This window comes from Mesorhizobium sp. M0239, assembly GCF_040321815.1.
In the GTDB taxonomy this organism is placed as follows: Bacteria; Pseudomonadota; Alphaproteobacteria; order Rhizobiales; family Rhizobiaceae; genus Mesorhizobium.
The window spans coordinates 105302-131960 of the sequence record NZ_JAMYSG010000019.1 but is presented as its reverse complement, the minus strand read 5'-3'; the positions used below and the strand labels follow the sequence as shown (position 1 = coordinate 131960).

Below are 26659 nucleotides of genomic sequence, written 5' to 3'. Positions count from 1 at the left end.
GATTGGCTTGATTTAACCGCTGACAGGTTGGTGATCGGATGACGACGCGCAAACCCCAGGTCAGCCAGTTTGCCGCTGGCGCGCGATCCCGTCCAGAAACCGTTCGTCCAGCTGTGTCTCGCCAAACCAGTTCAGCCGGTTGATGCTGATGAAGCCGGCATCGATCGCCTCGTTCTCGTCGCCCGGCTGGCTGTCATGAGCCCGACCGCGCGGCACCGTGATGACAGTGCGATCGCCATCGCTCTCCACGATCTCGGCCCTGCGGGCGATCTTGTCGCGACCGATGCGCGGCTGTCGGATTTCGGCCGGCAGCAAGGTCGGCAGGTTGATGCTCAGCCAATGACCCTCAGCGGCCCAGTCGGCGCGCGATTGCCACAATGAAGCGATCAGCGCGCCAAGCCATTGGTCGTCGCCATCGGTGAAATCAGGATTCTTCACGCGGGAGAAGCCGATGGCTGGAACGCCCCAGAAAGTCGCCTCCCGCGCAATGCCGAGCGTTCCGGAATAGGCAAGGTCCTCGGCAACGTTGCGGCCATCGTTGACGCCCGACAGCACAAGGCCCGGTTTCTCGGAATCGGCGAACAGCCAGGTCATAGCGCTTACCACGCAATCGGCCGGGGTGCCGGAACAGGAGTACCAGTTCGGCTTGACGCGCCGCATGGTCAACGGCCTGGCAATCGTTAATGACGAGCTGGCAGCGGTGCGCTTGCCGTCGGGCGCGACCACCCAGACATCGTCGCTCAACGTGCCGGCGGCCTTGACGAGACGGGCAAGCCCCGGCGCTTCGATGCCATCGTCGTTGCAGATCAGAATTCTCATCGTTTTCTTGCCTCAGGCACCGTGATGCGCTGGCCGGTGCGGCATTGCGTCCGCAGCGACGGGATGTGGGTTTGCAGATCGCCGAGAAGGTCCGGCGTGCAGGAATGACCGAGTGCGGCGGGACGGCCAGCCTTCTCCCAGATGTCGACATTGCCCGACAGCGTCGGATGGGTCGGCATGCGCACCCAGTCCGCCCGGCCGACCTTGTGCAACAGATCGCCCGGCGAACCTGACGGCAGATGGCCGGTAAGCAGCACCGGAAAAGCGGAATGGTCGGCACGCGGCAAGAGGCGCGACGACGGGCCGGCCTCACCCATACCGTCATCCGCCAGCAACGGCATTGGCGGCAGGGGATCGGCATCGGTCCAGTCGGCTGCTTCCTGCAAGCGGCGGCGCAGCAACTCTGAAACACCCGGCAACAAGGCTGCCGTGGCGCCGATCTGCGCTTCCAGGGACGAACGCATGCCGGCATGGATGGCGAACGTCCCAGGCAAGGCCGCGATCAGCTCCAGCGACCGACCCGAGAGCGGCGTCGGCAAAAGACACCCGCCCGAATGCCTCGCAACCCACTGCGATATTTCGCGCGCCCGCGCCGCCCCCGGCACCGGATCGGCGCCATAGGAAGCATCGAGGACAAGCAGGTCGCAGTGCGGGATCGTGTCCATGACGAAGACATTGCTGTCCGGCACCACGTCGGCGGAATAGGCAACGCGGCTCTCGCCATCGTCCACGGCAAACCAGACGCCGCCCACCACATGCCCGGAGCGTCCCGTCCGGATCGTGAGGTTGCCGCTGTTCAACGTATCGCCGGGTTCGAACAATTCGATGCGATCTTCGGGAAAAGGGAACCGCCTGAAATCCTCGGGCTCAGCATAGCCCGCGAGCGTGGCGGGCGCCTCATTGCGGGTCTCGGCCGTCATGAAGATCGGGCCGGCATAGCCGCGCGACAGCAGCCAGCTCAGCGCGCCGATATGATCCTCATGGGCATGCGATACGAACAGCGCGTCGATATCGGTGACCGCCCCCTTCAGCGCCGGATGGTAGTCCGCGCCCGACGCGCCGACCTTGATGCCGACGTCGAGCAGGATGCGATCCTTGCCGCTGCTCACAGCAAGACTGGTGCGGCCCTTTTCGCCAAAGCCGCCGAGCAGGTCGAGCATCATCACGATGCCGCCCCCACCGCCGGGATCAGCCAGCCGGACCTTATGCGCAGACGCGCCCGGGACCCGCTTTCCAGCATGACTGGGTCGGGCTGTTCGAAGTGCAAGGTGATGTCGGGACTGGTCGAAGGCGTGAATTCGATACGCGCCGAGCCACCCTGATAGATCACCCGCTTGACCAGGCCATCGAAGCCGGGGCCATCCGGCGAAACGTCGAGATCGGCTGACCGGCAGCAGATCTTGGCGCCAGCGCGCGGCCGCTCGCCTGGCCGGCAGCGGACAATCAGTTCAGTCCCGAGAACCCGGACCTTGCAATGGCCCGCCTGCTCCGCGCTCAGCACGTCGGCGGGCAGCAAAATGCCTTGCGAAATGAAGGATGCGACCATTTCATTTGCCGGCTCATGATAGAGCTCGCGCGGCGTCGCCAGCTGGGCAAGGCGCCCGCCATCCATCACCGCGATGCGGTCGGCCAATGCCATCGCCTCGGCCTGATCATGGGTGATATAGACGATAGTGGTACCTGTGCGTTTGTGAAAGGACGCGAACTCGTCCTCCATCGAAGCTCTCAGATGCACGTCGAGATTGGCCAGCGGCTCATCGAACAGCACTAGCGAGGGCGCGGCGACAAGGCAGCGCGCCAGCGCCACGCGCTGGCGCTGGCCGCCGGAAAGATTGGCCGGCCGACGCTCGCCGAGCCCTTGCAGATTGACCAGGGCCAGTGCGTCTTCAACCTTCCGGCGGGCGACGGCCTTGTCGAGCTTCGCCACCTTCAGCGAATAGCCGATGTTCTCGGCCACCGTCATATGCGGCCACAGCGCATAGTTCTGGAAGACGATGCCGACGCGCCGCTTTTCCGGCGCGACGCTGCCGCCCTTGCCCGACACGACCTCGCTGCCGATGCGGATTTCGCCCGACGTCACTTTCTCGAATCCGGCGACGAGCCTCAGCAACGTCGTCTTGCCGCAGCCGGAGGGGCCGAGCACTGCCAGGAACTCGCCGTCGGCGACGTCGATCGACACGTCCTTGACGGCATCGAAATTGGCGAAGCTCTTGGTCACATTGTCCAGGCTCAATCGCGCCATGGCAGCACTCCGGTCGGAAGGTAGGGGGCAAGCAGATTGGTCACCAGCATCAGCACGAAAGTGACCGCCACGGTGATGACGGACATCGCCGCCGCATAGTTGGAATCGCCGCCCTGCTCGAAGGAGAACATCACCACGCCGATCGTTTCCGAGCCCGACGACCACAGCAGTGCGGAAACGGTAAGTTCGCTTAAGGCCGTCATGAAGATCAGCAGGCCGCCGGCGATCGCCGCCGGTGCCACCAAGGGAAAGATGATCGTGCGCATGCGGGTGAACAGCCCGGCGCCTGCCACTTGCGCCGCTTCCTCCAGCGCCCGGTCGATCTGGTGATAGCCGCTGATGGTTGGCCGCAGCGCCAGCACCAGGAAGCGGGCGAGATAGGCGTAGAGGATGATCCAGACCGTGTTGTAGAGCTGGATGCCGGTCAGCGGGATCGGCCGCAGGAACATGAGCAGCGAGGCGATCGCCAGCACCACACCGGGCAGAGCATAGGGCAGTTCCACCGACAGATTGAGCAGCCGCACCCAGCGCTGCTTGCCCCAGGCGATCAGATAGCCGATCGGCACGGCGACCAGGACCGCGAAGAACGCAGCCGCGATCGACAGCCAGAAGCTGTTGAAGAAGGCACGGCTGGCGGCATCATGCTCGAACAGCACGAAGCGATAATTGTCGAAGGTTGCCGTCTTGGCGGTGAGCGCGATGCCGTAGCCCGGCACCAGCGATGTCAGAACCAGCCCGAACAGCGGCAGGAACAGCACCACGATGATCAGCAGCCACATGCCGGCCTGCACGGCCGGCCGCCATCGGCCGAGTTCGTATGGCTCAGCCGCCAGCGACGTGGAGCTGATGCGATAGTCCCGGCGGCGGCTCATGATCTCCTGGGCAAGGATGCCCGCCATGGCGATGATACCGATCAGCACCGACAGGAATGCGGTTTCGCCGAGCACGGCGGGGCCGCCGCCGGCCAGCTTCTGATAGATCAGCGTCGGCAGCACGAGATAGTTGGCGGGAATGCCTAGAAAGGCCGGAATGCCGAAATTGCCGACGCAGGAGACGAAGGCGAGTGCGGCGGCGGCCATGATCGAGGGCGTCATCAACGGCAGCACGATGGTGACCAGCATGGTGAACCAGCCGGCACCGCCCGCCCGCGCCGCTTCGATCAGTTCGCGCGGCAGCTTGCGCAGGCCGGCGCGCACCAGCAGGAAGACCAGCGGGCCATACTGCACGCCGAGCAGCAGGATGATGCCCGATGTCGAATAGAGCGGGTTCCTGGTCCCGAGCGGCGGTGCCGCCCCGAACAGCTTGAGGAACGGGCTTGCCGGGCCGAACAATTGCAGCCAGGCCAGCGCCGTCACCTGCGGCGCGATCATCAGGGGCATGACGTAACAGAGCACCATGGCGCTGCGAGCGCGGATATCGGTCAGCGTAACGAGCACTGCCACCAGCGTTCCCGACAGCACCGCAAGCAGGGTGCCGCCGATACCGACGACCAGTGTGTGCCAGGTGGCGATCCAGGTCGCCGGACTGGCGAGCCCCGCCTTTATCGCGACGGTCGACAGCGTGCCGCCGGGTGCCACGATTTCCTTGATCAGGCGCAGCATCGGCAGCAGCGAAAGCAGGACGATGACGATGGCCACCGCCGCCGTCAGGACCATTTCCTGGCCCCGGCTTTCCCTGATCCGTGTTGACATGATTGCTTTTCCTGGGATTGATCAGCCGATGCGCTCGGATTTCGCAGTCGGCATGCCGCTAGGGGGGCATGCCGACTGGATTGCCGGCTCAGCCGCCGAACAGTTCCGAGAACTTCGCCTTGTCGGCGTCGGTCTTGGCGACGATTGCCTTGGTGTCGAACGACATCACCTTGACCTTGACGCCTTCCGGCAGCCATTCGGGGCGGCCGACCGAGGCACGCGCCGGCAGATAGCCCATCGAAAGGGCCAGCTTCTGGCCGTCATCGGAAAGAATGAAGTCGACGAACTTCTTGGCGCCATCGACATTCCTGGCGGTCTTCATGATGGCGACCGGTTCGGTCACTGCCGGCACACCTTCCGAGGGGAACACGAACTCGACCGGGGAACCCTTCTTCTTGGCGTTCATCGCCATGAAGTCGACGAGGATGCCATAGGGCTTCTCGCCCGATGCCACCGACTTCAGCACCGCACCATTGCCGCGCACGCTGACGGTGTTGTTGGTCTTCAGCTTCTGGAAGAAATCCCAGCCATAGTTGGTATCGCCGACGAAGCCCGAAAGCAGGTAGGCGGCGGCACCCGAATAGAGCGGGCTCGGCATGACCAGGCCATCGGCATAGGCGGGCTTGGCAAGATCGGCCCAATGCTGCGGCTTCTCGGTCGCCGCGGTGTTGTAGACGATGCCGGTGGTGATCAGCTTGCTGCCGAAATAGGTCTTGTCGGCATCATAGGCATCCGCTTCGATGCCGTCGAGCTTTGCCTCGGGATAGGGCAGCAGCCGGTCGTCCTTCTTCAACAGCTCCATGCTGACCGCGTCAGCGATCAAAAGCACATCGGGCTGCGGGCTGCCGGCGGCAAACTCGGCCGCCATCTTGGTCAGGATGTCGCTCGTTCCGGAGCGATAGATATTCACATCGATACCCGGCTGCGCCTTCTTGAAGGCATCCACGGTCTTGGCCGCGTCGGCTTCCGGCTGGGACGTGTAGAGAGTCAGTGTTTCGGCGTTTGCCACGCCGGCAAACAAAGTTGCCGCGAGCGCCAGCTGGCTGGCCAGCAGCTTGATGAAGTGCGTCTTCAATGAGACCTCCTGTCTTTCTGTGCATGACCGGTCCGGCTCTGGCCGGCTCCCCGTCTCTTCCTCCCTGCACGGCGCATATGACTGGTGGATGACACAGCGCGTGAAACCCACAAAATATGTTCATATGTACGATGTCAATTACAAATGAACAAAACTGTGCGACAATCGACGCGCCTGCGATCGGCATCAATTGACATCCGGCCGGTGTTTCCTTGATGAGCACCGGGCAGGCCACGGCTCATGAGGGACAGGAACCGATGACCACAGAAAAACCCAGACAGGCTCGCCTACCGATGGTCTCGTCGGACCTTACCGTCAAGACGGCATGGCTCTACTATGTCGAAGGTTTCACCCAGGAACAGATCGCCGAAAAGCTCGATGTTTCCAGGGTGAAGGTCATGCGTACGCTGGCCTCCTGCACCGCCGAGGGCATTGTCGTCACCATGATCAACGCGCCGACCGCCGGGCAGGTGGCGCTCGAGCGGGAACTGGAAAAGCGCTGGGGTCTGAACGCCGCCGTCGTCATCCCGACACCTTCGGCGCATGACCATCTGGAGAAGGCCATCGGCCATGCCGTCGCGGCCTATCTCGGCGAGCAGATGCAGGACGGCATGACGCTGGCGATCGGTGGCGGCGCGACCCTGCATGCCAGCCTCGGCTTCCTTGCCCGCCGGCAATTGAAGCGTGCCTGCGTGGTGGCGCTTGTCGGCAGCCTGCCGCACTCGCAATGGATCAATCCATCCATCGTTGCTGCCAAGGTCGCAGACGTCTTCGAGGTCGACAGCTATCAGATCACCGCGCCGGTGACGGTCGACAATTCCTCGCTGCGCGATCTCCTCTGGGCGCAGCCGACCCTGCAGGATGTACGCCAACGCGCGGCCGCCGCCGACATCGCGCTGCTCACCGTCGGCGACATGTCGCCGGACGCCACCATCTTCCGGCACGGCATCGTGCCCTCATCGCTGATCGCTCCGTTGAAAGCGAAGGGCGCGGTCGCCAACATGCTGTGCTATTTCGTCGATGCCGCCGGCGGGCTGGTCGACCACGAGGTCAACAGCCGCGTCATGGCCATCGATCTCGATGTGGTCAGCAACGTGCCGAATGTGGTTCTCGCCGCGGGCGGCAAGCGCAAGGTCGCGGCGATCCTCGCCGCGCTGAAAGCCGTCGACACCAACGTGCTGATCACCGACAGCGATACCGCCACGGCGCTGCTTGCCAAGGGCGGCTGAGCCGGTTCGACTGGCCCCGGTGTTTCCCGCTACCCGTGTTTCTCGCTAAATGAGCCCGCGCTCGCGCAAAAAATCCTCGACACCGACATGGGTCATGGATTCGAATTCGGCGATCGCCTCGGCCACCCGCTTGCGCTGCGCCGCCAACAGCGTGAAAACCTGCTTCATCTCGCCGGAAACACCAAAACGGCTCCAGCGCTCGGCGATATGCGTGGGCAAGCCGATATCGGCGCAGAACGCGTCCAGGCTGTCATAGCCGAGGCTGGCGACAAGCTGCCTGGTCTCCTCCGCCGACATGCGCGGCTCGAAAGCGTGGTCGTGCAGGCGCTGCGCCACCAGCTTGATATCGGATGGCGACGCGCCCATGACCTTGCCGAACAGGGTTTTGACGTCAGATGGGTCGAATGCAGGCATATTTGGCCTCCCTGGATCGCAATCCAGATAGAACATGGGTCAAGGGTCGGCGCCTGACAAGTCGTTTCTGTTTTAAGCCGGCGCATCATTCGGCGCCGGCTTCTGCTTGGTGGATCAGACCAGCAGGCCGATCGGATTTTCAAGGAGGTTCTTGAAGGCGACCAGCAGTTCGGCACCCAGCGCGCCGTCGACGGCGCGATGGTCGGTCGACAGCGTCACCGACATCACGGTGGCTATTCTGATCTCGCCGTTCTTGACCACTGCCCGCTCCTCGCCGACACCAACGGCCAGGATGGTCGCATGCGGCGGGTTGATGACGGCGGCAAAGTCCTTGATGCCGAACATGCCGAGGTTGGACACCGCCGTGGTGCCGCCCTGATACTCTTCCGGCTTCAGCTTGCGGCTGCGGGCGCGGCTGGCCAGATCCTTCATCTCGTTGGAGATGGTGGACAGCGTCTTCTCATCGGCCTTGCGGATAATCGGCGTGATCAGGCCGCCCGGGATCGACACCGCGACGCCGACATCGGCATGCTTGTGCTTGACCATGGCGCTTTCGGTCCATGAGGCATTGGCATCCGGCACCGCCTTCAGCGCCATAGCCATCGCCTTGATGACCATGTCGTTGACCGACAGCTTGTAAGCCGGCGCCTCGCCCTTGTCGGTCTTCTTCACTGGCGCTGCGGCGTTGATCTGCGTGCGCAGCGCCAACAGCGCATCAAGTTCGCAGTCGAGCGTTAGGTAGAAATGCGGGATGGTGGTCTTGGCCTCGACCAGGCGCCGCGCGATGGTCTTGCGCATATTGTCATGCGGGACGAGGTCGTAGGAGCCCTGTTCGAACAGTTTCAGCACCTGCTCGTCCGACATTGCCTTCACCGCAGGCGCAGGAGCGCCAGCAGGAGCCTTGGCGGCAGGCGCCGCCTGGGCGCCTCCACCGGCAATCGCCGCGTCGACATCCGCCTTCACCACCCGGCCATGCGGGCCGGTGCCGGCAATGCTGGCAAGGGCAAGACCCGCCTCGCGGGCCAGGCGTCGGGCAAGCGGTGTTGCACGGCCGGCGGATGGGGATTGGCCAATCTCCCCCCTTGTGGGGGAGATGCCAAGTGGCGGCAAAGAGGGCAGGGCAGAGGGGGGCGTGACAGAATGCGACGTTGGCTGGGCAGCGCCCCCCTCTGTCGGCTTCGCCGACATCTCCCCTACGGGTGGGGAGATTGGCGCTTTGTCCTGCTTTGTCGCAGCGACATCAGCCCCATAAGCCTCATCGTCAGCATAAATCCACGCGACGGCAGCGCCGACCGCAATATCGACACCTTCCTTGCCGCTGACATCGCGCAGGACGCCGCTGGCCGGCGCGTCGATCTCCATCGCCGCCTTGTCGGTCTCGATCTCGAACAGCACATCGCCCTTCTTGACGCGCGCGCCCTCCTCGGCGAACCAGCGCGAGATCTGTCCGGTCGCCATGTCCATGTCGACCTTGGGAAGAATGACTTCGGTCGGCATTTCTCAGCGAACCCCTTTCACGAGGTCGCGCGCGGCGGTGATGATGTCGGGAACCTGCGGCACCGTCGCTTTCTCAAGTTCCGGATTGTAGGGGATCGGCGTTTCGGCGCCGCCCAGCCGCACGATCGGCGCATCGAGATAATCGAAAGCCTCGCTCTCGGCGATCATGGCACTGACTTCGGCGCCGATGCCCAGCGTCTTGACCGCTTCGTAGACGCATAGCAGCCGCGACGTTTTCTTGACGCTGTCGATGACGGTCTGCTTGTCCATCGGCCGGATGGTCCGGAGATCGACGACTTCGACGTCGATGCCTTCGCTCTCCAGCGCGGCAGCCGCGTCGAGCGCCTTCTGCACCATGATCGAGGTGGCGACGATGGTCAGGTCCCGGCCCTCGCGGCGGATATCGGCCTTGCCGATCGGCACGGTGTAATAGCCTTCGGGCACCGGTCCCTTCATCTTGTAGAGCAGCTTGTGCTCGAAGATCATGACTGGATCGGGATCGGCGACCGCCGCCAAAAGCATACCCTTGGCATCATAGGGGGTCGCCGGCTGGATGACTTTCAGACCCGGCACATGGCCGAGCCAGGCCTCGAGGCTCTGGCTGTGCTGAGCCGCCGCACCGGTGCCGGAACCGGCGGGAAAGCGCATCACCACGGGAACCGAAACCTCGCCGCCCAGCATGAAGCGCATCTTGGCCGCCTGGTTGACGATCTGCTCCATGGCAAGCGTGGCGAAATCGGAAAACTGGAACTCGAAGATCGGCCGCATGCCGGTGAGGGCAGCGCCCACCGCAACGCCCGCGCCGCCCAGTTCCGAAATCGGTGTGTCGATGACGCGGTCAGCGCCGTAACGTTCGACCAGGTCGCCAGTGACCTGGAAGGCGCCGCCATAGACACCGATATCCTCACCCATCAGGAAGACGCGTTCGTCCATGTCCATGGCGATCGCCATGGCTTCCTGGATCGCCTGGGCGTAGCTCAGTTCACGCACCATCGCGTCCATCACGCCTGCTCCGTATACACGTAATTTCCGGTCTCGCTGATATCGGGCGATGGGCTCGCCTTGGCGAACTCGATGCCCTCGGCGATCTCTTGCGCCACGGCATCGCGAATGGCCTCGATGCCCTTGTCGTCGATGAAGCCGAATTCCCTGAGCTCGCTTTCGAACAGGGTGATCGGATCGCGGTTCGACATCCAGTCCTCGATCTCTTCCTTGGTGCGATAGCGGTTGCGGTCGCTCTTGGAATGGCCGCGATGGCGGTAGGTCTTGGACTCGATCAGCGTCGGCCCCTCGCCGGCGCGGGCTCGGGCGATGGCCTGATGAGACGCCTCGGCGACCTCGGAGAAGATGTTGCCGTTGACGATGACGCCGGGCATCGAATAGGCGGCGGCGCGCTCGGCGATGTTCTTGACGGCGGTCGAGCGGGCCGTCGATGTCGACATGCCATAGCCATTGTTCTCGCAGACGAAAATGACAGGCAGCTTCCAGACCGCCGCCATGTTGAGCGCCTCGTGGAAAGCGCCTTCATTGTTGGCGCCATCGCCGAAGAAGGAGACCACGACCTTGCCGGTCTTCATCATCTTGGAGGACAATGCCGCCCCGACGGCGATCGGGATGCCGCCACCGACGATGCCATTGGCGCCGAGATTGCCCTTGCCGACATCGGCGATGTGCATCGAGCCGCCACGGCCCTTGCAATAGCCTGTGGTCTTACCGAAGAACTCGGCGAACATGCGCTTGACCTCGGCACCCTTGGCTATGCAGTGGCCATGACCGCGATGCGTCGAGGTGATCTGGTCATCCTCGGCAAGCGGCATGCAGATGCCCATGGCGCTGGCTTCCTGGCCGATCGACAAATGCATGGTGCCGTGGATGAGACCGCGCGTGTAGCACTCCTCCGCGCCCTCTTCGAAGCGGCGGATCAGGTACATCTTGTGGAGCACCTCCCTGAGCTGCTCGGCGCTGTAGTGGCGGTAGACGAAGGGCAGATTGGCGCGACTGTCAGTGACGGCTTTGCTGGCTGTGGCCATGATCACGCTCCCACGGCCCCATAGACAAGCTTGTCCTGGCGGGCGCGCAGTTCGGCGATCTTGGAGCCCGCCGCGGGCGCTGCATTCGCGTAGGTTATGAGCTCGCCCTTCTTGATCGGCGCGGTGACCGAGCCGCCCTGCAGCAGGCCGCAGGGAATGGCCTTGGCGGCGCGCGCCTCAGGCGTCGTCATGATCCAGGCACGGTAGCAATATTCGCCGATCGCATCGAGCTTCTCGCCGGGCTTCATGTCCTTCTTGGCCACGGCGGCGACTTCGGCCACCGGTTTGGCCAGCGGCACCATGTCGGCCTTGCCGTAGAGCACGACGCGGGCGCAGGTCAGCGGCACTTCGAGCGAGGTAAGGTGATAGGGACGATGGAAAGTGAAATACGGGCCTTTGCCCATCTTCAAATCTTCCATGCGCTCGGAGATACGCGGATGCGACATGTCGGCAACGACGAAGACGCCTGGCGCGACACCCTTGCCGATCGAATAGTCGACGACGCCGACCCTCGACAGCACGCCGCCATCCTTCTGCGGCACCAGCACCTTGGACAGTTCGCCAAGCGTCGCCGCCGGGCCATGCATGCCGGCCTTGTCTGGAACCAGGCCGGTGGCATTGGCGATCGCCGCCATCTCGACCATGGTCTTGGAGCCGTCGACGAATTCGACCAGCATCCGCACGTTCATGTGCCGGCGCTTGGCCTCCTCCTCATAGTCGGGGGGAATCGCGTCGATGTTGAGCGGATTGTTCTTGCCCTTGCCTGCGGCAACGATCGGATGCCCCATCGCCGAAACGAATTCGATCAGCTCCATGCAGGAAGACGGCTCGTCGCCGGCGCCCAGCGAATAGGTGACGCCGAGCCGGTCGGCCTCGCTCTTCAGATAGGCGCCGATGGTGACGTCGGCCTCGACATTCATCATCACCAGATGCTTGCCATGTTCCATGGCGCGCAGCCCGATCTCGGCGCCGACGGCGGGAACCCCGGTGGCGTCGATGACGACGTCGATCAGATCGTTGTTGATGACCAGATTGGCGTCGTTGGTCACCGCGACCTTGCCGGCTTCCATCGCCGCGGTCATCGCCGAAGCGTTGGACACTTCGCGCGCATGCCCGGTTTCCTGGAAGGCGATATCGACCGCCTTGCTGGCGGCAGGCAGGTTCAGTTCGGAAATGGCGCCGATCTCGATGCCCGACATATGGGCGACACGGGTGACGATGTCGGTTCCCATCTCGCCCGAGCCGATCAGGCCGATGCGGATAGGCTTGCCCGACTTGGCGCGTTCCTCGAGATCGCGGGCAAGGCCCGTCAATGAAACATTGGAAGCCATACCGCTCGTTCCTCCCAAAAATGCAGGCTTGTTCGATTGCCTGACGGGTATTGAACATCTGTATTTCTGTCAAGACTAATGTCCAAATTCGATGCCTTTTGACACGCTTTCGGGGAGGCGCGGCGACCCCAGGCAATGGCGGCCGCACAGCGGGGTGCATACCGGTGGGCAGGCGCGGGGGCGAGTTTCCTGACGCACGGAACAAGGAGACCGGTCCGAAACGATCGCCATGACGGCGGCCACCTCAAATGCGGAGGGCCCTACGGAGCTCGATCGGCGCTGACGCCATCACGCGCTGCCCCACGGTCTGACTTGTGAGAAAGTAGGCTTCGGCCTAATAAAGCCGCAGCTCATTCAGAGCCTGGGGGAATTGTATGAGCTGGAACCCGAGGAGGGTCCTTATCGATCTGCTGAACCAGAACCGGCCTGTCAGAGCCGCCAAGGCATTGCGAAATGCCTTGATTGAACGCAACTTCCGCGGACGCGGTGTTGCGGAAGGCCTGAAGTTCGCCGACGAAGTCCGGCGAACCGGTGATCGGCGATTTTGTTTTGTCATTGCCTTCAACACCCCTTGGGTCATCGACGCGATGGCCCGCTCCTGGGAGCTGTATTCGTCCGGAATGACGCTGGTCGTTGTCGACAACTCTCCAAAGCAATCGGCTCGCACCCGCATCGAGGAAATCTGTCGAGCGCGAGGCGTCGCCTATTTCAGCTTGCCCCGAAACTGGGAGCGTCATCCCAATCGGTCGCACGGAACGTCCATGAACTGGATCTTCCACAATATCATCCGGCCGATGCAGCCGGAGCTGTTCGGCTTTCTGGATCACGACGGCTTTCCGATCATCCCCGTGGACATTCCCGCGACGATGGAAGGAAAAGCCGTCTATGGCTCAAAGCGCTGGTCAACTTCGGATCACCAAGCGTGGTTTTTGTGGGCAGGGTTCTGCTTCTTTCGCTTTAGCGCCATGGAGAACGTGGACATGGACTTTAACCCCCGCTTCATCCACGGGATGGACACCGGCGGAGGCAATTGGGCTGGGCTCTATCGCCTGCTCGGCGAAAACGACGTAGTGGATGTGCCAGCCACTACGGCTCATCTGAACCTCGGCGAGGCCGACTCCGGTCATCAAATGTTGGGCAGCGCCTTTTTGCATATCGGCGGCGCTGGCTACCGTAAGTTGGTTAACGCCGAGCGATACCGGCGGCTGGTCTCCAACTATTTGTGGGAGACCTATCTGCAGGGCGATGAGAACCGCCTCGTCAAGGAACTTTGACCAAGCTCAGGCTGTAGCCTTTACTTCGCCAGCCTTTGCTGTGCCGTCCACTGACAGGGTGGTCTGCAAGGCTGGGTCCCAAATACCGGACCGCGTCAGCACCGCACCTTGACCGATCATGAAATAAAAATACCGGAATACAAAACTATAAAATTTATCTTTCATGGCGTGTTCTCGCGTGCTAGCGTCGCGTCACGACTGGAAATGGAGTGCGCTTCCTGGGGTGGCATTTTCCGGTCTGTTCCAAATAGGTCTGCCAAGGGACAGCGGTCGATGAAGACGAAAACGCCTGGCGGGAAGGCTGTGTCCGGAGAGACTGAGGTGGCCAGTGCGCTGGAAGCCAGGTTGCGTGAGGGCTGGCTGGATTTCGCCCGGACCGAGCAGGCAATTGCGCGATACCTGCTCGCCAACATCCATGACATTCCCTTTGAAACTGGCGCCACCATTGCCGTCGGCGCCGGTGTAAGCGAGGCAAGCGTCACCCGTTTCGTACGGCGTCTCGGTTACACCGATCTCAAGGAAATGAAGCGTGGCCTGCGCTCCGCACCGAAAGCCGGAGGCCCGGGCCTGGACAGTGCCGAGTTGCGTTTCCGCATCGGCGGCGAAAAGCGGGAGCGGTTGGCTCGCAGCCTGGAGATGGAGCAGCAGGCCTTGACCGCGGCCTATGGCCTTGCCCAGGGCGAGATGTGGTCCGAAATTGTTCATCTGCTGAGCACCTGTGATCGCGTGAACTGCGTCAGCTTCCAGGCAGTGAAGGGATTGGGGCTCGATTTCGCGACGCGTCTGCGCTGGGTGCGGAGCGATGTCCGCTTTGCCGAAGGTTTGGGCGGCACGTTCTCGGAAATCCTCACCGACAGCGGCGAAAATTCTTGTGTCCTGCTGATCGACACAGCGGAATACGCCGCGATGAGCTTTCGGCTTTGCGCCCAGATCAAGCGCCGGAAGATTCCTCTGATCATCGTTACCGACAAATACAGTCATTGGGCATCTGAATACACAAAACTGGCGCTCGAAGTATCGACGCGCGTCGACCTGTACTGGGATTCGACGGCCGCGATAAGTTCGGTTCTGAACCTCCTCACGCATTCCGTTGCCGAGAAACTCGGCAAATCGGCCGAGACGCGGATGAATGAGCTGGAGGATATCGCCGGGATCCTGCGGACCTTCCACAAGCCGCCACGGCGCGTCGCACGGCACATCAAAGAAGAAGGCGAAGAATGACGATGCATCACCCGTTGCTGAAACCGTGGACAGTCAGGGCAAGCGCATGAAGTTGACGGAATACGCCGCCTATGACGGCGTTGGTCTGGCCGATCTCCTGCGCAAGCGGGAAGTTACGCCGCGCGAACTGGGAAACTGCATCCTTTCAGGGATCGCCGCGGTCAATCCGCAGCTCAATGCCGTGATCGAAACCTATGCCGATGCGATCGAAGCGCTCGGCGAGGATCCCGGACCCGCACCTTTCCACGGCATGCCGACATTGACCAAGGATTTCCCCATCGAAGCCGGCCGGCCGGGAGAGTTCGGCAGCGTTCTTGCCAAGGGTTTCATCTGCGGCGACGATCACGCCTTCTGGGTGAAAATGCGATCCGGCGGCCTTGCCAATATCGGGCGCACCACCACGTCGGAATTCGGCATAGCGGCGGCAACCGAATCCTCCCTCTATGGTGCGACACGCAACCCCTGGGATACCAGCAGGGGTGTTTCGGGATCGAGCGGCGGCGCAGCGGCAGCCGTTGCCGCCGGCATCGTTCCCTTCGCGCAAGGCGCCGACGGTGGCGGCTCCATTCGCACCCCCGCCGCCTTTTGTGGTGTCGTCGGCCTGAAGCCGTCTCGTGGCCGGATCAGCGGTGCGCCGGAATCGAATGCGCCAATGCTGGGTCTCGCCATTTCATTCATGCTGACACGCTCGATCCGCGACACGGCGGCTTTGCTTGATCTGGGGTCTGGTGCGCTTCCCGGCGACAGCTATGAGATCGTCCCTCCAACCACCAGCTATGCCCAGGCGATCAAGACGCCACCAAAGGCTTTGCGCATTGCCCTGTGTACAACGTCCTGGTCCGGCTATCCGCTCGACGCCGAGGTGAAGGCGGCAGTTCTCGAAGTGGGCAAGAGGCTGGAGCAACTGGGCCACAAGGTCGTCGAAGCCGGGCCTGTGTTCGATTATGAGCGCTATCTGGCGGCGCAGAAAGTGATCTGGGCAGCCTCTACGGCGCAGTCGCTCGACGAGTTGGCGGGCCTGCTGCGACGGCCTCTTGAAGAGGCCTGCCTGCAGCAGACGACACTTGCTGTCTATCGCCATGGCCGAACGCTGGACGCGGCAAGCCTGATCGCGGCCCTCGCTGTTTATGACCAGATCACGCGGACGATTGGCGAATTCCTGGCCGTCCATGACGTGCTGGTGACGCCGACTTGCGCGATCCCGCCGGAGTTGCTCGGCACGCACAACCCGGATCGTCCCGGCCGCGACATCGATACGGTGTTCGCCGATCTGGCGCCGAAGGAGACGTTCAGCGCGCTCTTCAACGGCACCGGATCGCCGGCGATATCCCTGCCGCTCGGCTGGACGCAAAACGGCCTGCCGATCGGAGTGCAGTTTGTCGCCGCATTCGGACGCGACGATCTGCTGCTACGGCTAGGTGCGGTGCTTGAGGCTGACTACGCCTGGCACCAGCGCCAACCACCTACCCACATCACCAAGACTGCTTGAACCATCAAGGACTGCTTGAACCAACAAGCATGGAACCGCCCCCGGGAACATCATCAACGAAAATGGGAGATTGTCATGGACCGCAGAGTATTCCTCAAAAGTGCGGCGCTTGCCGGCTTCAGCATCGCGACATTGCCGGCCACATTGCTTCGAGCCAATGCTGACGGCAGCAAGATACTGCGTATGGCCTATGGGGCCGAGGTTCTCACCCTGGACCCGATCAAAACCACTTACGGAGCCGATATCCTTATCCAGGGCATGATGTATGCACGCCTGCTGCATGCCAATGCCGATCGCACAGAAGTCGGCCCGGGCCTTGCCGAGAGCTGGGACATCGCGGATGACGGCAAGACCTATACCTTCCACCTGCGCGAGGGCAAATTTTCCGATGGGTCGCCGATCACGGCCGAGGACGTGGCGTTCAGCTGGAACCGCATGCGCTTCCAGAAGGATTCCGCCTATGCGGCGCCGTTTCAGCCCCTGACCAAGGTCGAGGCAAAGGACGCCAGGACAGTGGTGATGACGCTCGACCGCAAATTCACGCCCTTCATGACGCTGACCGAAATCTGGAATACCGGCATCGTGCCGAAGGCAGCGGTCGAGAAAATGGGCGACGACGCTTTCGCCAAGGCGCCGGTCACATCAGGGCCGTTCAAATTCGTCGAATTGAAGCCGGGAGACCGCGTGGTCCTTGGCCGCAACGAGCATTATTACCGCCAAGGCGAGCCCAAGATCGACGGCGTCGAATTCCGCTATGTCCCGGACGACAACACCAGGGTCTCGATGTTGCAGGCGGGCGAACTCGACGTCTGCCTCGCAGTTCCGGCCCCGCGCATGGCCGAGTTGAAGGCCGCCGGCTTCCGGGCCGACCCTGAACCTTCGAGCACCACCTATGACATGCTGATCAACCATTCGGCAGAACCCTTCAACGACCTCAAATTCCGCCAGGCCGTCAGCTATGGCATCGACCGCACGGCCATCAATGCCGCGGTGACGCTGGGTCTCGGCACGCCGGCCAGTTCCATCATGAGCCCGACGCTCGATTTCTTCGACAAATCGCTGCCAGTCATTGCCCGAGACGTCGAAAAGGCCAAGGCCCTGCTGGCAGAATCCGGCAAGACCGGAGCCAGTTTCGAACTCATCCAGAATGCCGGAAGTGCCGACGAGGAAAAGGCGGCGGTGCTGATCCAGGCGCAGTTGGCGGAAGTCGGCATCACCGTCAACATTGCCAAGATCGATTCAACCCAGGCATGGACCCGCCTCGCCGATGGCGAGTATCAGGCGGAAATGAACTGGTGGTACAACGAGACGCGAGATCCCGACAACGCATTGCGCTGGTGCGTCTGGGGCGCGGGCGACAACAAGTCCTACTACACCCGCTACAACAACGAAACGGTCGACAAACTGATCGATGAAGCCTCGGGTGAGGCGGACAATGCCAAACGGGCCGAGCTCTATGCCCAGATCCAGAAGACCGTGGTGGACGAGGTGGCGCAGGTGGCGCTCTATCACCCGACGTGGCTCAACGCCTACGCTCCGAGCGTGAAAGGGTTGGTCCTGAACGTCGGCCTGCAATTCTCGTCCATCGGCGGGACCAGCCTGGATTGATCAGCACAGGATGCGAGACGGGGACGAGACACTTCGTCCCCGTCTCGCATCGATTTGACACCAGGATCCCGACCATGAATCGATTCTCCTTCGTGCTTAGACGGCCGATACAGTTGATCCCCGTGCTGCTGGGTATCAGTGTGATCACCTTCCTGCTGCTGCAAATGACACCCGGCGATCCGGTTCGCCTCATGCTTGGCCCCAAGGCCAGTCAGGAGGCGATCGAATTCGTGCGGGCGCGATACGGTCTCGATCAGCCCATCCCCGTGCAGTATTTCTATTACGTGCTGAATTGCCTGCGCGGCGATTTCGGTCAGTCGATCGCCTTCCGGGGTCCCGTCAGCGGCGTCATCGCGGCACGGATCGCGCCAACGGTTTTCTTGATCCTCTACGGCCTCGTGATCTCGCTGCTGTTGACATTCGCGCTCGCGGTCACCGCTGCCCGGCAGCGCGGACGGTGGATCGATCACCTCATCCGTCTCGTCTGCGTCGCGGGCGTCGGCGTGCCGTCCTACTTTGTCGGCCTGCTGTTGATCATGGGCTTCTGCCTGCGGCTGAAGATTTTCCCGGTATCCGGTTACGGACCGACCTTTATCAACAATCTGTGGCATCTGTTCTTGCCGGCCCTGACGATCGGTATCGGGGTGACGCCGATCCTCGCGCGCAATCTGCGCGCGACCTTCATTCAGCAGCTGGACAAGGATTATGCGATCGCCTGCCGCTCCAGGGGCCTGCCGGAAAGCTACATCTTTTCCCGGCATGTGTTCTGGAATTCCCTGTTGCCGACAGTCAATCTGCTGGGCGTCGTGGTCGCCTTCCTGATCGGCGGGACGGTCGTTGTCGAAAATGTCTTCAACATTCCAGGGCTCGGCAACCTGCTCATCCGCGGCGTTCTCACGCACGACCAGTTCGTCGTCCAGGCAGTGGCCCTGCTGCTTGCCGTAGGTGTCGTCATTTCGAATTTTGCCGTCGATGTCTTGACCGCCATTCTCGACCCACGGGTGGAATTATGAGCGATGTGATGCGAGGCAGCGGCCCCTTGGCCATGACGCGGATCCGCACGATGCCGGCAACCTTGGCCATTGGCGGCGCCATCACCTTGGCCTGGATCGTCGTGGCCATTCTGGCGCCGGTGCTGACCAGTTTCGACCCGATCAAGGTCGATGTGATGCAGGCGCTGAAACCACCTGGCGCCGAGCATTGGTTTGGCACGGACGCCATCGGCCGCGATGTCCTGGCGCGGACACTGTTTGCCGCGCGCTACGATCTCGCCATGGCCTTCTTCGGCGTGGTCGGTCCGATCATCCTGGGGACGACCATCGGCCTCATCGCCGGCTATCTGGGCGGCAGGATCGATGCGGTGCTGATGCGCATCCTCGAGGTCACCGTATCATTTCCCTATTTCGTCCTCGTGATCGCCATCGTGGCCGTGTTGGGGCCCGGCCTCAAGAGCTACTTCATCTCGCTCACCTTGGTGAACTGGGTCAGCTATGCCCGACTTGTGCGGAGCCAGGCGCTGGTGCTGCGCGGCGTCGATTTCGTGCTGGCGGCACGTGGCATGGGTTTTGGGCATTTGCGCATCATGCTGTTCCACATCCTGCCGAATGCCATCGTCCCATCGATCGTCTTCGTCATGACCGATGCCGTGCTGGCCATCGTGCTCGGATCATCATTGGGTTTTCTCGGCCTCGGCGTACAACCGCCGACGCCCGAATGGGGCGCCATGATCGCGGATGGGCAGACCTACCTGACGACCGCATGGTGGATTGCGATCTTCCCAGGCATCGCCATCTGCCTTCTGGCGCTCGGCCTCTCCTTGACCGCTGATGGTCTCGCCCGCCTCCTGAACACGGAATCCTGAGATGAGCGACCTCGTCAGCGTCGAGAACCTCACCATCGACTTCACCACCGATTTTGGCGACGTCCACGCCCTGCGCGGCGTCAGCTTTTCACTAAAAGCGGGAGAGGTCCTTGGGATCGTCGGTGAATCCGGATCGGGCAAGACGGTGGCCTGCAGAGCCATCCTCAAGCTGATTGCCGGCAACGCACTGGTGAAGTCGGGCCGGATCATGTTCGAGGGCAGCGATGTCCTCGCCATGAAGGATGCCGAGCTGGGCCGGCTGCGCGGCGGGCAAGCGGCGATGATCTTCCAGAACCCGTCGACGCATCTTGATCCGATCATGACGGTCGGGCGTCAGGTGGGCGAGGCGATGGTGGTCCATCAGGGCATATCCTGGCGGCAGGCCAATGCGCGGGCGGTCGGACTGCTCGAAGACATGCATATCAAGGACGCGTCAAGGCGCGCGGGCGCCTATCCTCACGAGCTGTCCGGTGGCATGCGTCAGCGGGTGATGATTGCGGCGGCCCTTGCCTGCGAACCGAAACTGCTGATTGCCGACGAGCCCACGACGGCACTTGATGTCACGGTGCAAGCTCAGATACTCGACCTGCTCCGCGGCATCCGGCGTGAACGCAACCTGTCGGTCATTCTGGTCTCTCACGACCTTGGCGTGATCGCGGAAATGTGCGACCGCGTCGTCGTCATGAAGGACGGTGCGGTGCTGGAAATCGGCTCGGTCGATCAGATCCTGCGTGACCCCGCCCATGAATACACGAAGCGCCTGATCGCTTCCCAACCCTCGCTGATGAAGCCGACCACGCATGCCTGCCCCGTGGCGACGGAACCGCATCTCCTGGTGAAGAACCTGTGCGTGAACTTCTACCCTGGGCAGAGCCTTGCGGCCTGGGCGACGCGCAAGCCGCCGCAAATCGTGCGCGCCGTCGACAATGTTTCGCTGGCATTGCGGCGCGGTGGGGCGCTGGGGATCGTCGGCGAGTCCGGTTCCGGCAAGAGCACCATAGCCCGGGCTATTGCAGGCCTTGTGCAGCCGCAACAAGGAGAGATCGAGGTGGACGGCCAATCGCTCGATCGCGCACTGAGGCAGCGCCGACCGGAGCAGGTTCGCAAACTGCAGATGGTGTTCCAGGACCCGTTCATGTCCCTCAACCCGGCGTTTACGGTTGCGCGAACTCTGGCCGAACCGCTGCGGCAACAGAACATCTGCCCGGAAAGAGACATCCCGGAGCGGATCCGTGAGCTGATGGAAAAAGTGGAATTGCCACGCCAGTTGCTGGACCGACGCACCACGCAGCTTTCCGGCGGCCAGCGGCAGCGCGTCGGCATCGCCAGAGCCCTGGCGCTGGAGCCCGAGATCTTGATCGCCGATGAAGTCACCTCCGCTCTGGACGTCACCATCCAGGCCCAGGTGCTCGGCCTCTTTGCGCGGCTGCGCCGCGAATTGTCGCTGACGCTGATCCTGATTTCCCACGATCTGGGCGTGGTGCGTTATCTCTGCGAGCACGTTGCGGTCATGCAGCACGGCAAGCTGGTTGAGTATGGCAATACGGAAGACGTTCTGGATCGTCCGCAGCAGGCCTATACCCAAGAGTTGATCGCCGCTATCCCGAAACTCTCGCGTCGAACGAGCAGCGGAATCCAACCAGGAGACACCCCGCTACTGGCCGCCGGAAGCAAATGCTAGACTAAAGCCTTCAGGGCCGAGCGTGATCGAGCACGCCGGCGAACCGCGTTGACGCACAGGCCTGGCCGAAAAGCGGGTGGGCGACCTATTTGGCAATCTCGAGCAGGGACGATACCAACAGCTCGCGCTCGTCTTTCGACAGGACATCCGAATCGAAGAGGTTCATGCTGCGCAATCCCTCGATGGCGAGATAGCAGATCAATAGCGATTTGAGATCCGGCGTTTCGCCCTTCAGCCGCTCGAAAAGCTGCCGCTTGAAGGTCTTTATCGGCATCATGAAATCGGGATCCTCGGCGATGGCCGAGAAGATCCAGGACGCCGACGGCTGCTTTTCCTCGCAATCATTGGCCGACAGCCTGATGTAGACGGCCAGGGGATTTTCGTCCTTGTCATTTGTGCGGGCGGCTTCCAGCGCGTGCTCGAACTCACGCAGATAGCCTTCGACCAAACCTTGCATCAATTTGGCCTTGGTCGGGAAGTTGTAGAGGAGCCCTCCTTTCGACACGCCGGCACGGCTGGCGACGGCATCCAGCGACAGGCTGCCTGGTCCGGATTCCCGGGCAACATCAGCCGCCGCGGCGAGAATCTTCTCGCGCGAATTCGGTCGTTGGGCTCTCATGGTGCCTCCCATCGCAAGCTTAGGCCCAATTGACAAGACCGTCCAGACGGTACAGTAAGACCGCCATTATTTGAAATCGGGACCCGCAGTCGATATGTGTCCCGATATCCGCGCTTCGCGCCGGATTTTCGACTGAGGGGACTTCCTTGTTCAAGCGCATACTCCGTATATTTATCATTATTCTGGTTTTGGCCCTGCTCGTCGTCGTGGTCGGCGGCATCGTGGGCTTCAACTTCCTGCGTGACAACGGCATCAAGCAGTACTTCGCATCGATGAAGCCGCCGGCAGCAACCGTTTCGACAACCATCGCCAAGCCTTCGGCCTGGACGCCCGGCGTCGAGGCGATCGGTACGGTCAAGGCCGTGCGCGGTGTCGACCTGACGGTCGAGACCACCGGTATCGTCAAGGACATCCTTTTCCATGCCAACCAGAAGGTGGCGGACAATGCGGTTCTGCTGCAACTCGATGACGCTGTCGAGCGCGCCGATCTCGACGCACAGAAGGCGCAGGCCGCGCTCGATCAGACATCGCTTGCCCGCGCCATCGAACTGACCAGGCGTGGCGTTGGCTCCGACTCGACGCTGGACACGGCGCGTGCGGCGGCCTCGGCCTCGGCGTCTCAGGTCACCAAGCTGCAGGCCGTGCTCGAGCAGAAGCAGTTGACGGCGCCTTTCGGCGGCACGGTGGGCATTCCGAGGATCGATATCGGCCAGTATCTGGCGCCCGGCACCGCCGTGGTGACATTGCAGGATCTCGACACGATGCGGGTCGATTTCTCGGTTCCCGAACAGCAACTCGCCTTGCTCAAGATAGGCCAGACGATTCGATTGGGCTTTGGCGGTGAGGACAGGCCATTCGCAGGCGCCATTCGCGGCATCGACCCGAAGATCGACTCGTCCAGCCGGCTGGTGAACATCCGGGCGGAAGTCGCCAATCCCGATGGCAAGCTGACCCCCGGCCAGTTCGTGCAGGTGCGTGTCGAGCTGCCCGAAGAGCAGAACGTGCTGACCCTGCCGCAGACGGCGCTGACGACAAGTCTCTATGGCGACTACATCTTCGTGGTGCAGCCAGCCAAGCCCGCCGAGGCGGCGCCAGCTGCCAAGCCGGAGGAAAAACCCGCCGCGCCGGCAGCCGACAAATCGGCTGATGCCAAGCCTGCGGACACCAAGCCGGCCGATGCGATGAAGCCGGCGGCTGATGCAGCCAAGCCCGCCGCCGATGCGGCAAAGCCGACTGATCAGGCTCCCGATGCGGCCAAGCCGGCGGCGGAAGGTGACAAGCCCGCGCTCGTGCTGTCGCAGGTGTTCGTCAAGCCCGGCCGCCGCAATCAAGGCATGGTCGAGATCGTCGAGGGGCTGAAGGCTGGCGACGAAGTCGTCACCGCCGGTCAGAACCGCCTCTTCAACGGCATGTCCGTCGTTGTGGACAACACCATCGACCCGACCAAATCGGCAAACAAGCAGGCCGACCAGCAATGAGCATTTCCGATCTCTTCATTCGCCGGCCTGTTCTTTCGACGGTCCTTGGCTGCATGATCCTGCTTCTGGGTTTCCAGGGCATCTTCAACCTGTCGATCCGGCAGTATCCGAAGGTCGACGAAACGGCGATCACCATCACCACGGCTTATCCGGGCGCCAGCGCCGATCTGATCCAGGGCTTCATTTCCGCCCCGATCGCGCGCGCCGTCGCCTCGACCGAAAACATCGACTACGTCACCTCGTCCAGCCGCCCGTCCTCCAGCACCGTGACGGTGCAGATGAAGCTCGGCTCGAACCCCGACGTCGCGCTGACTGAAGTTCTGTCCAAGGTCCAGGGCGTGCGCGGCACCTTGCCGGACGCATCGAAGGACCCTGTCATCGTCAAGGGCACCGGCCAGCAGTTCGCGATGATGTACATCTCGATGCAGAATCCGAACATGACGAAGGAGCAGCTGACGGAGTATATCGAGCGCGTCATCAGACCGCGCATGTCGACGGTCGAAGGCGTCGCCGACGTGCAGATCTTCGGCGCCCAGGAATACTCGATGCGCGTCTGGATCGATCCGGTCAAGCTTGCCGCGCGCGGCGTGACGGCCTCCGAACTGCTGACGGCGATCAACAATTCCAACTTCCTGTCGGCGCCCGGCAACACCCAGAACGAGTATGTCGTTTCCTCGATCACCGTGCGCTCGACATTGCAGACGCCGGAGGCCTTCGCCGAGCTGCCGCTGCGCTCGACTGACGGCAATGTGGTGCGGTTGCGCGACGTGGCCCGCGTCGAACTCGCCGCCGAGAACACCGACACCAGGGTCTCGTTCAACGGAAAGCCCGGCACCTTCCTCGCCATCTTCCCGACGCCGGCGGCCAATCCGCTGACCACGGCGGCTGCGCTCACCAAGCTGGTGCCACAGATTCAGGAGACACTGCCGAAGGGCATGACGATCGAGGTCGTCTACGATGCGACCGGGCAGATCAGCGCTTCGATCGAAGAGGTGTTCAAGACCATCGCCGAGGCGGTTGCCATCGTCATCGTCGTCATTCTTCTGTTCCTTGGCTCCTTCCGGTCGGTGATGATGCCGATCATCACCATCCCGTTGTCGCTGATCGGCGTCTGCTTCCTTTTGTTTGCGGTCGGCTACTCGATCAACCTGCTGTCGTTGCTGGCCATGGTTCTGGCGATCGGCCTGGTCGTCGACGACGCCATCGTGGTGGTGGAGAACATCCATCGCCATATGGAAGAAGACCACATGTCGCCGATGCAGGCCGCGTTCAGCGGTATGCGCGAAATATCGTCGGCCATCGTTGCCATGACCATGACGCTGGCCGCCGTGTTCGCGCCGCTGGCCTTCACCGGCGGCCTAACCGGCGCGTTGTTCCGTGAATTCGCGGTCACGCTCGCCGGCTCGGTGGTGCTGTCGGGTGTCATTGCCATCACCATCACCCCGATGATGTCGGCACGCCTCTTGAAGTCCGGCACGCCGGGCCGTTTCCAGCGCATTGTCGACGGCACCTTCGCGCGCGTCGAGCATGTCTATGAACGGGCCGTCACCGGATCACTGAACTATCGCCCATTGACGCTGATCATCGTGCTTGCGCTTGTCGGCGTCACCGGCTTCATGTTCACCAAGACCTCGAGCGAACTGGCGCCGGAAGAAGACCAGGGCTTTCTGCTCTCGATTGTGACGGGGCCGCGTTATGCGACCTCCGATTACACCGAGACATACGTCAACCAGATCCTCGGCCTGGTGAAGGATATTCCCGAAACACGGGCGCAGTTCTCGGCCGTCGCCTTCGGCGGCACGACAAACAGCGCCTTCGTCGGCTATGCCTTCAAGGACTGGGCGGAACGCAAGCGCAATTCGAAGGAACTGCAGGCCGACATTACGGCCCGTATCGCCAAAGTGGCCGGTGTCGAGGCCTTCGTCTTTGCACCGCCGACGTTGCCGGGCTCCGGCGGCGGCCTGCCCATTTCCATGGTGGTGCGATCGACGGGCGCTTCCTCGGAGGTGTACGAGGTGGCCGAGCAGATCAAGAACAAGGCGCAGGCCTCCGGCCGCTTCATCGTCGTGCAGAATTCGATGGCCTATGACGCGCCGGAGGTGACGGTGACCATCGACCGCGACCGCGCCGCGGCGCTGAACCTGCCGATCGCCGATATCGGCCGCACGCTGACCTTGCTGGTCGGCGGCGCCGAAGTGGCGCAGTTCGACCGCGACTCCAACAGCTACGACATCATCCCGCAGGTGCCGCAAGAGTTTCGCGACAACCCCGACAAGCTCGGCGAATACTTCGTGCGCAGCGTGACGGGCGAGATGGTGCCGCTATCGGCGGTGGTCAAGATTTCGACCAATGCGGCGCCGGCGGCAATCGAGCAGTTCAACCAGCTGAATTCGTCGACGATTTCGGCGCTCCCGCTGCCCGGCGTCACGACCGGCGACGGGCTGAAGGCGCTGGAGGACATTGCCAAGGAGAGCCTGCCCGACACCTTCTTCCTCGACTATTCCGGTCAATCGCGGCAGGAAAAGGAACAGGGCAACACCATCCTGATCGCTTTCGCGGCCGCCGTGGTCGTCATCTATCTGGTGCTGGCGGCGCAGTTTGAAAGCTTCCGCGACCCGCTGATCATCATGATGGCGGTGCCGCTGTCGATCTTCGGCGCGATCGTGCCGCTCAATCTGGGCCTCGGCACGCTCAACATCTACACGCAGGTCGGCCTGATCACACTGATCGGTCTGATAACCAAGCACGGCATCCTGCTGGTCGAGTTCGCCAACCAGCAGCGTGAAAAACATGGCATGCGGCGGCGCGACGCCATCATCGCCTCGGCCAAGGTGCGCCTGCGGCCGATCCTGATGACGACAGCGGCGATGGCGCTCGGCGTGGTGCCGCTGATCACGTCCAGCGGCGCTGGTGCCGCGGCCCGCTATTCGATGGGCCTGGTCATCTTCACCGGCATCCTGGTCGGAACCCTGTTCACGCTCTTCGTCGTGCCCATGTTCTACACCTTCATCGCCAGCAAGGATCTGCCTCATTTGGCGGAGAAGCCGGACCCCAAGCTGATGCCGGCACTGCCGAGCTAGGGCGGTCGAGGGAGTCCCGC

The 26659-nt window shown here is 62.5% G+C and carries 22 protein-coding genes; 10 read left to right on the top strand and 12 right to left on the bottom strand.

The window, feature by feature from the left end; genetic code table 11:
* Nucleotides 1-60: 60 nt before the first annotated feature.
* The 5 genes from NKI99_RS20905 to NKI99_RS20885 form a co-directional block, all read right to left on the bottom strand.
* Complete coding sequence (locus tag NKI99_RS20905; protein ID WP_352611805.1) at nucleotides 61-819, bottom strand: 5'/3'-nucleotidase SurE; 759 nt, start codon at nucleotides 817-819, stop codon at nucleotides 61-63.
* Nucleotides 816-1982: an MBL fold metallo-hydrolase gene (locus tag NKI99_RS20900; protein WP_352554516.1), complete on the bottom strand. Its 1167-nt coding sequence runs from the start codon at nucleotides 1980-1982 to the stop codon at nucleotides 816-818. Before NKI99_RS20900 ends, NKI99_RS20905 begins: the two co-directional genes overlap by 4 nt.
* Nucleotides 1982-3061, bottom strand: a complete 1080-nt coding sequence (locus NKI99_RS20895; protein ID WP_023811035.1) for an ABC transporter ATP-binding protein — start codon at nucleotides 3059-3061, stop codon at nucleotides 1982-1984. The genes NKI99_RS20900 and NKI99_RS20895 overlap by 1 nt, the downstream gene beginning before the upstream one ends.
* Complete coding sequence (locus NKI99_RS20890; protein ID WP_023811034.1) at nucleotides 3049-4752, bottom strand: ABC transporter permease; 1704 nt, start codon at nucleotides 4750-4752, stop codon at nucleotides 3049-3051. Before NKI99_RS20890 ends, NKI99_RS20895 begins: the two co-directional genes overlap by 13 nt.
* Before the next feature lie 88 nt (nucleotides 4753-4840).
* Entirely contained in the window at nucleotides 4841-5827 is a 987-nt protein-coding gene (locus NKI99_RS20885) for an ABC transporter substrate-binding protein (RefSeq protein ID WP_128305052.1), read from the bottom strand.
* Between the two features lie 257 nt (nucleotides 5828-6084).
* Here NKI99_RS20885 and NKI99_RS20880 point away from each other — a divergent pair, with 257 nt between their 5' ends.
* Entirely contained in the window at nucleotides 6085-7056 is a 972-nt protein-coding gene (locus NKI99_RS20880) for a sugar-binding transcriptional regulator (protein ID WP_023811033.1), read from the top strand.
* Between the two features lie 45 nt (nucleotides 7057-7101).
* On the opposite strand, the gene NKI99_RS20875 is transcribed toward NKI99_RS20880, so the two are convergent.
* The 5 genes from NKI99_RS20875 to NKI99_RS20855 form a co-directional block, all read right to left on the bottom strand.
* Nucleotides 7102-7470, bottom strand: a complete 369-nt coding sequence (locus NKI99_RS20875; protein ID WP_013529317.1) for a hypothetical protein — start codon at nucleotides 7468-7470, stop codon at nucleotides 7102-7104.
* Nucleotides 7471-7584: 114 nt separating this feature from the next.
* The gene (locus tag NKI99_RS20870; RefSeq protein ID WP_352554468.1) at nucleotides 7585-8967 is read right to left on the bottom strand and encodes a pyruvate dehydrogenase complex dihydrolipoamide acetyltransferase; all 1383 of its coding nucleotides are present in this window, start codon (nucleotides 8965-8967) and stop codon (nucleotides 7585-7587) included.
* A gap of 3 nt (nucleotides 8968-8970) precedes the next feature.
* Nucleotides 8971-9969, bottom strand: coding sequence for an alpha-ketoacid dehydrogenase subunit beta (locus NKI99_RS20865; protein ID WP_128305050.1), 999 nt, complete (start codon nucleotides 9967-9969; stop codon nucleotides 8971-8973).
* The gene (locus NKI99_RS20860; RefSeq protein ID WP_127261511.1) at nucleotides 9969-10997 is read right to left on the bottom strand and encodes a thiamine pyrophosphate-dependent dehydrogenase E1 component subunit alpha; all 1029 of its coding nucleotides are present in this window, start codon (nucleotides 10995-10997) and stop codon (nucleotides 9969-9971) included. The genes NKI99_RS20865 and NKI99_RS20860 overlap by 1 nt, the downstream gene beginning before the upstream one ends.
* A gap of 2 nt (nucleotides 10998-10999) precedes the next feature.
* Nucleotides 11000-12328 (bottom strand): NAD(P)H-dependent oxidoreductase, encoded by a 1329-nt coding sequence (locus NKI99_RS20855; protein ID WP_128305049.1) that lies wholly within the window; start codon nucleotides 12326-12328, stop codon nucleotides 11000-11002.
* A gap of 374 nt (nucleotides 12329-12702) precedes the next feature.
* On the opposite strand from NKI99_RS20855, the gene NKI99_RS20850 reads away from it, so the two are divergent.
* Nucleotides 12703-13602, top strand: coding sequence for a hypothetical protein (locus tag NKI99_RS20850; RefSeq protein ID WP_352611804.1), 900 nt, complete (start codon nucleotides 12703-12705; stop codon nucleotides 13600-13602).
* Between the two features lie 6 nt (nucleotides 13603-13608).
* Here NKI99_RS20850 and NKI99_RS20845 read toward each other — a convergent pair whose 3' ends face one another.
* Nucleotides 13609-13767, bottom strand: a complete 159-nt coding sequence (locus tag NKI99_RS20845) for a hypothetical protein (protein ID WP_164893025.1) — start codon at nucleotides 13765-13767, stop codon at nucleotides 13609-13611.
* Between the two features lie 108 nt (nucleotides 13768-13875).
* Between NKI99_RS20845 and NKI99_RS20840 the strand changes: the two genes are divergently transcribed.
* The 6 genes from NKI99_RS20840 to NKI99_RS20815 all read left to right on the top strand — a co-directional run bounded on the left by NKI99_RS20840 (nucleotide 13876) and on the right by NKI99_RS20815 (nucleotide 21462).
* Nucleotides 13876-14823, top strand: coding sequence for a MurR/RpiR family transcriptional regulator (locus tag NKI99_RS20840; RefSeq protein WP_023811028.1), 948 nt, complete (start codon nucleotides 13876-13878; stop codon nucleotides 14821-14823).
* Nucleotides 14824-14869: 46 nt separating this feature from the next.
* A complete protein-coding gene (locus NKI99_RS20835) occupies nucleotides 14870-16312 on the top strand; it encodes an amidase (RefSeq protein WP_128305046.1) in 1443 nt (480 codons plus the stop codon).
* Between the two features lie 75 nt (nucleotides 16313-16387).
* On the top strand, nucleotides 16388-17920 hold the full coding sequence (locus NKI99_RS20830) for an ABC transporter substrate-binding protein (protein ID WP_352611803.1): 1533 nt from the start codon (nucleotides 16388-16390) through the stop codon (nucleotides 17918-17920).
* Between the two features lie 74 nt (nucleotides 17921-17994).
* On the top strand, nucleotides 17995-18933 hold the full coding sequence (locus tag NKI99_RS20825) for an ABC transporter permease (RefSeq protein WP_023811025.1): 939 nt from the start codon (nucleotides 17995-17997) through the stop codon (nucleotides 18931-18933).
* A 50-nt stretch (nucleotides 18934-18983) separates the two neighbouring features.
* The gene (locus NKI99_RS20820; RefSeq protein ID WP_155930577.1) at nucleotides 18984-19781 is read left to right on the top strand and encodes an ABC transporter permease; all 798 of its coding nucleotides are present in this window, start codon (nucleotides 18984-18986) and stop codon (nucleotides 19779-19781) included.
* 1 nt (nucleotide 19782) lies between these two features.
* Entirely contained in the window at nucleotides 19783-21462 is a 1680-nt protein-coding gene (locus NKI99_RS20815) for a dipeptide ABC transporter ATP-binding protein (RefSeq protein WP_352611802.1), read from the top strand.
* A gap of 85 nt (nucleotides 21463-21547) precedes the next feature.
* Here NKI99_RS20815 and NKI99_RS20810 read toward each other — a convergent pair whose 3' ends face one another.
* Nucleotides 21548-22081, bottom strand: coding sequence for a TetR/AcrR family transcriptional regulator (locus NKI99_RS20810; protein ID WP_023811021.1), 534 nt, complete (start codon nucleotides 22079-22081; stop codon nucleotides 21548-21550).
* Nucleotides 22082-22227: 146 nt separating this feature from the next.
* Between NKI99_RS20810 and NKI99_RS20805 the strand changes: the two genes are divergently transcribed.
* Nucleotides 22228-23559 carry an efflux RND transporter periplasmic adaptor subunit gene (locus NKI99_RS20805; protein WP_352611801.1) on the top strand — a complete coding sequence of 444 codons (1332 nt, stop codon included), beginning with the start codon at nucleotides 22228-22230 and terminating at the stop codon, nucleotides 23557-23559.
* Nucleotides 23556-26639: an efflux RND transporter permease subunit gene (locus NKI99_RS20800; RefSeq protein ID WP_023811019.1), complete on the top strand. Its 3084-nt coding sequence runs from the start codon at nucleotides 23556-23558 to the stop codon at nucleotides 26637-26639. The genes NKI99_RS20805 and NKI99_RS20800 overlap by 4 nt, the downstream gene beginning before the upstream one ends.
* The last annotated feature ends 20 nt before the right edge of the window (nucleotides 26640-26659 follow it).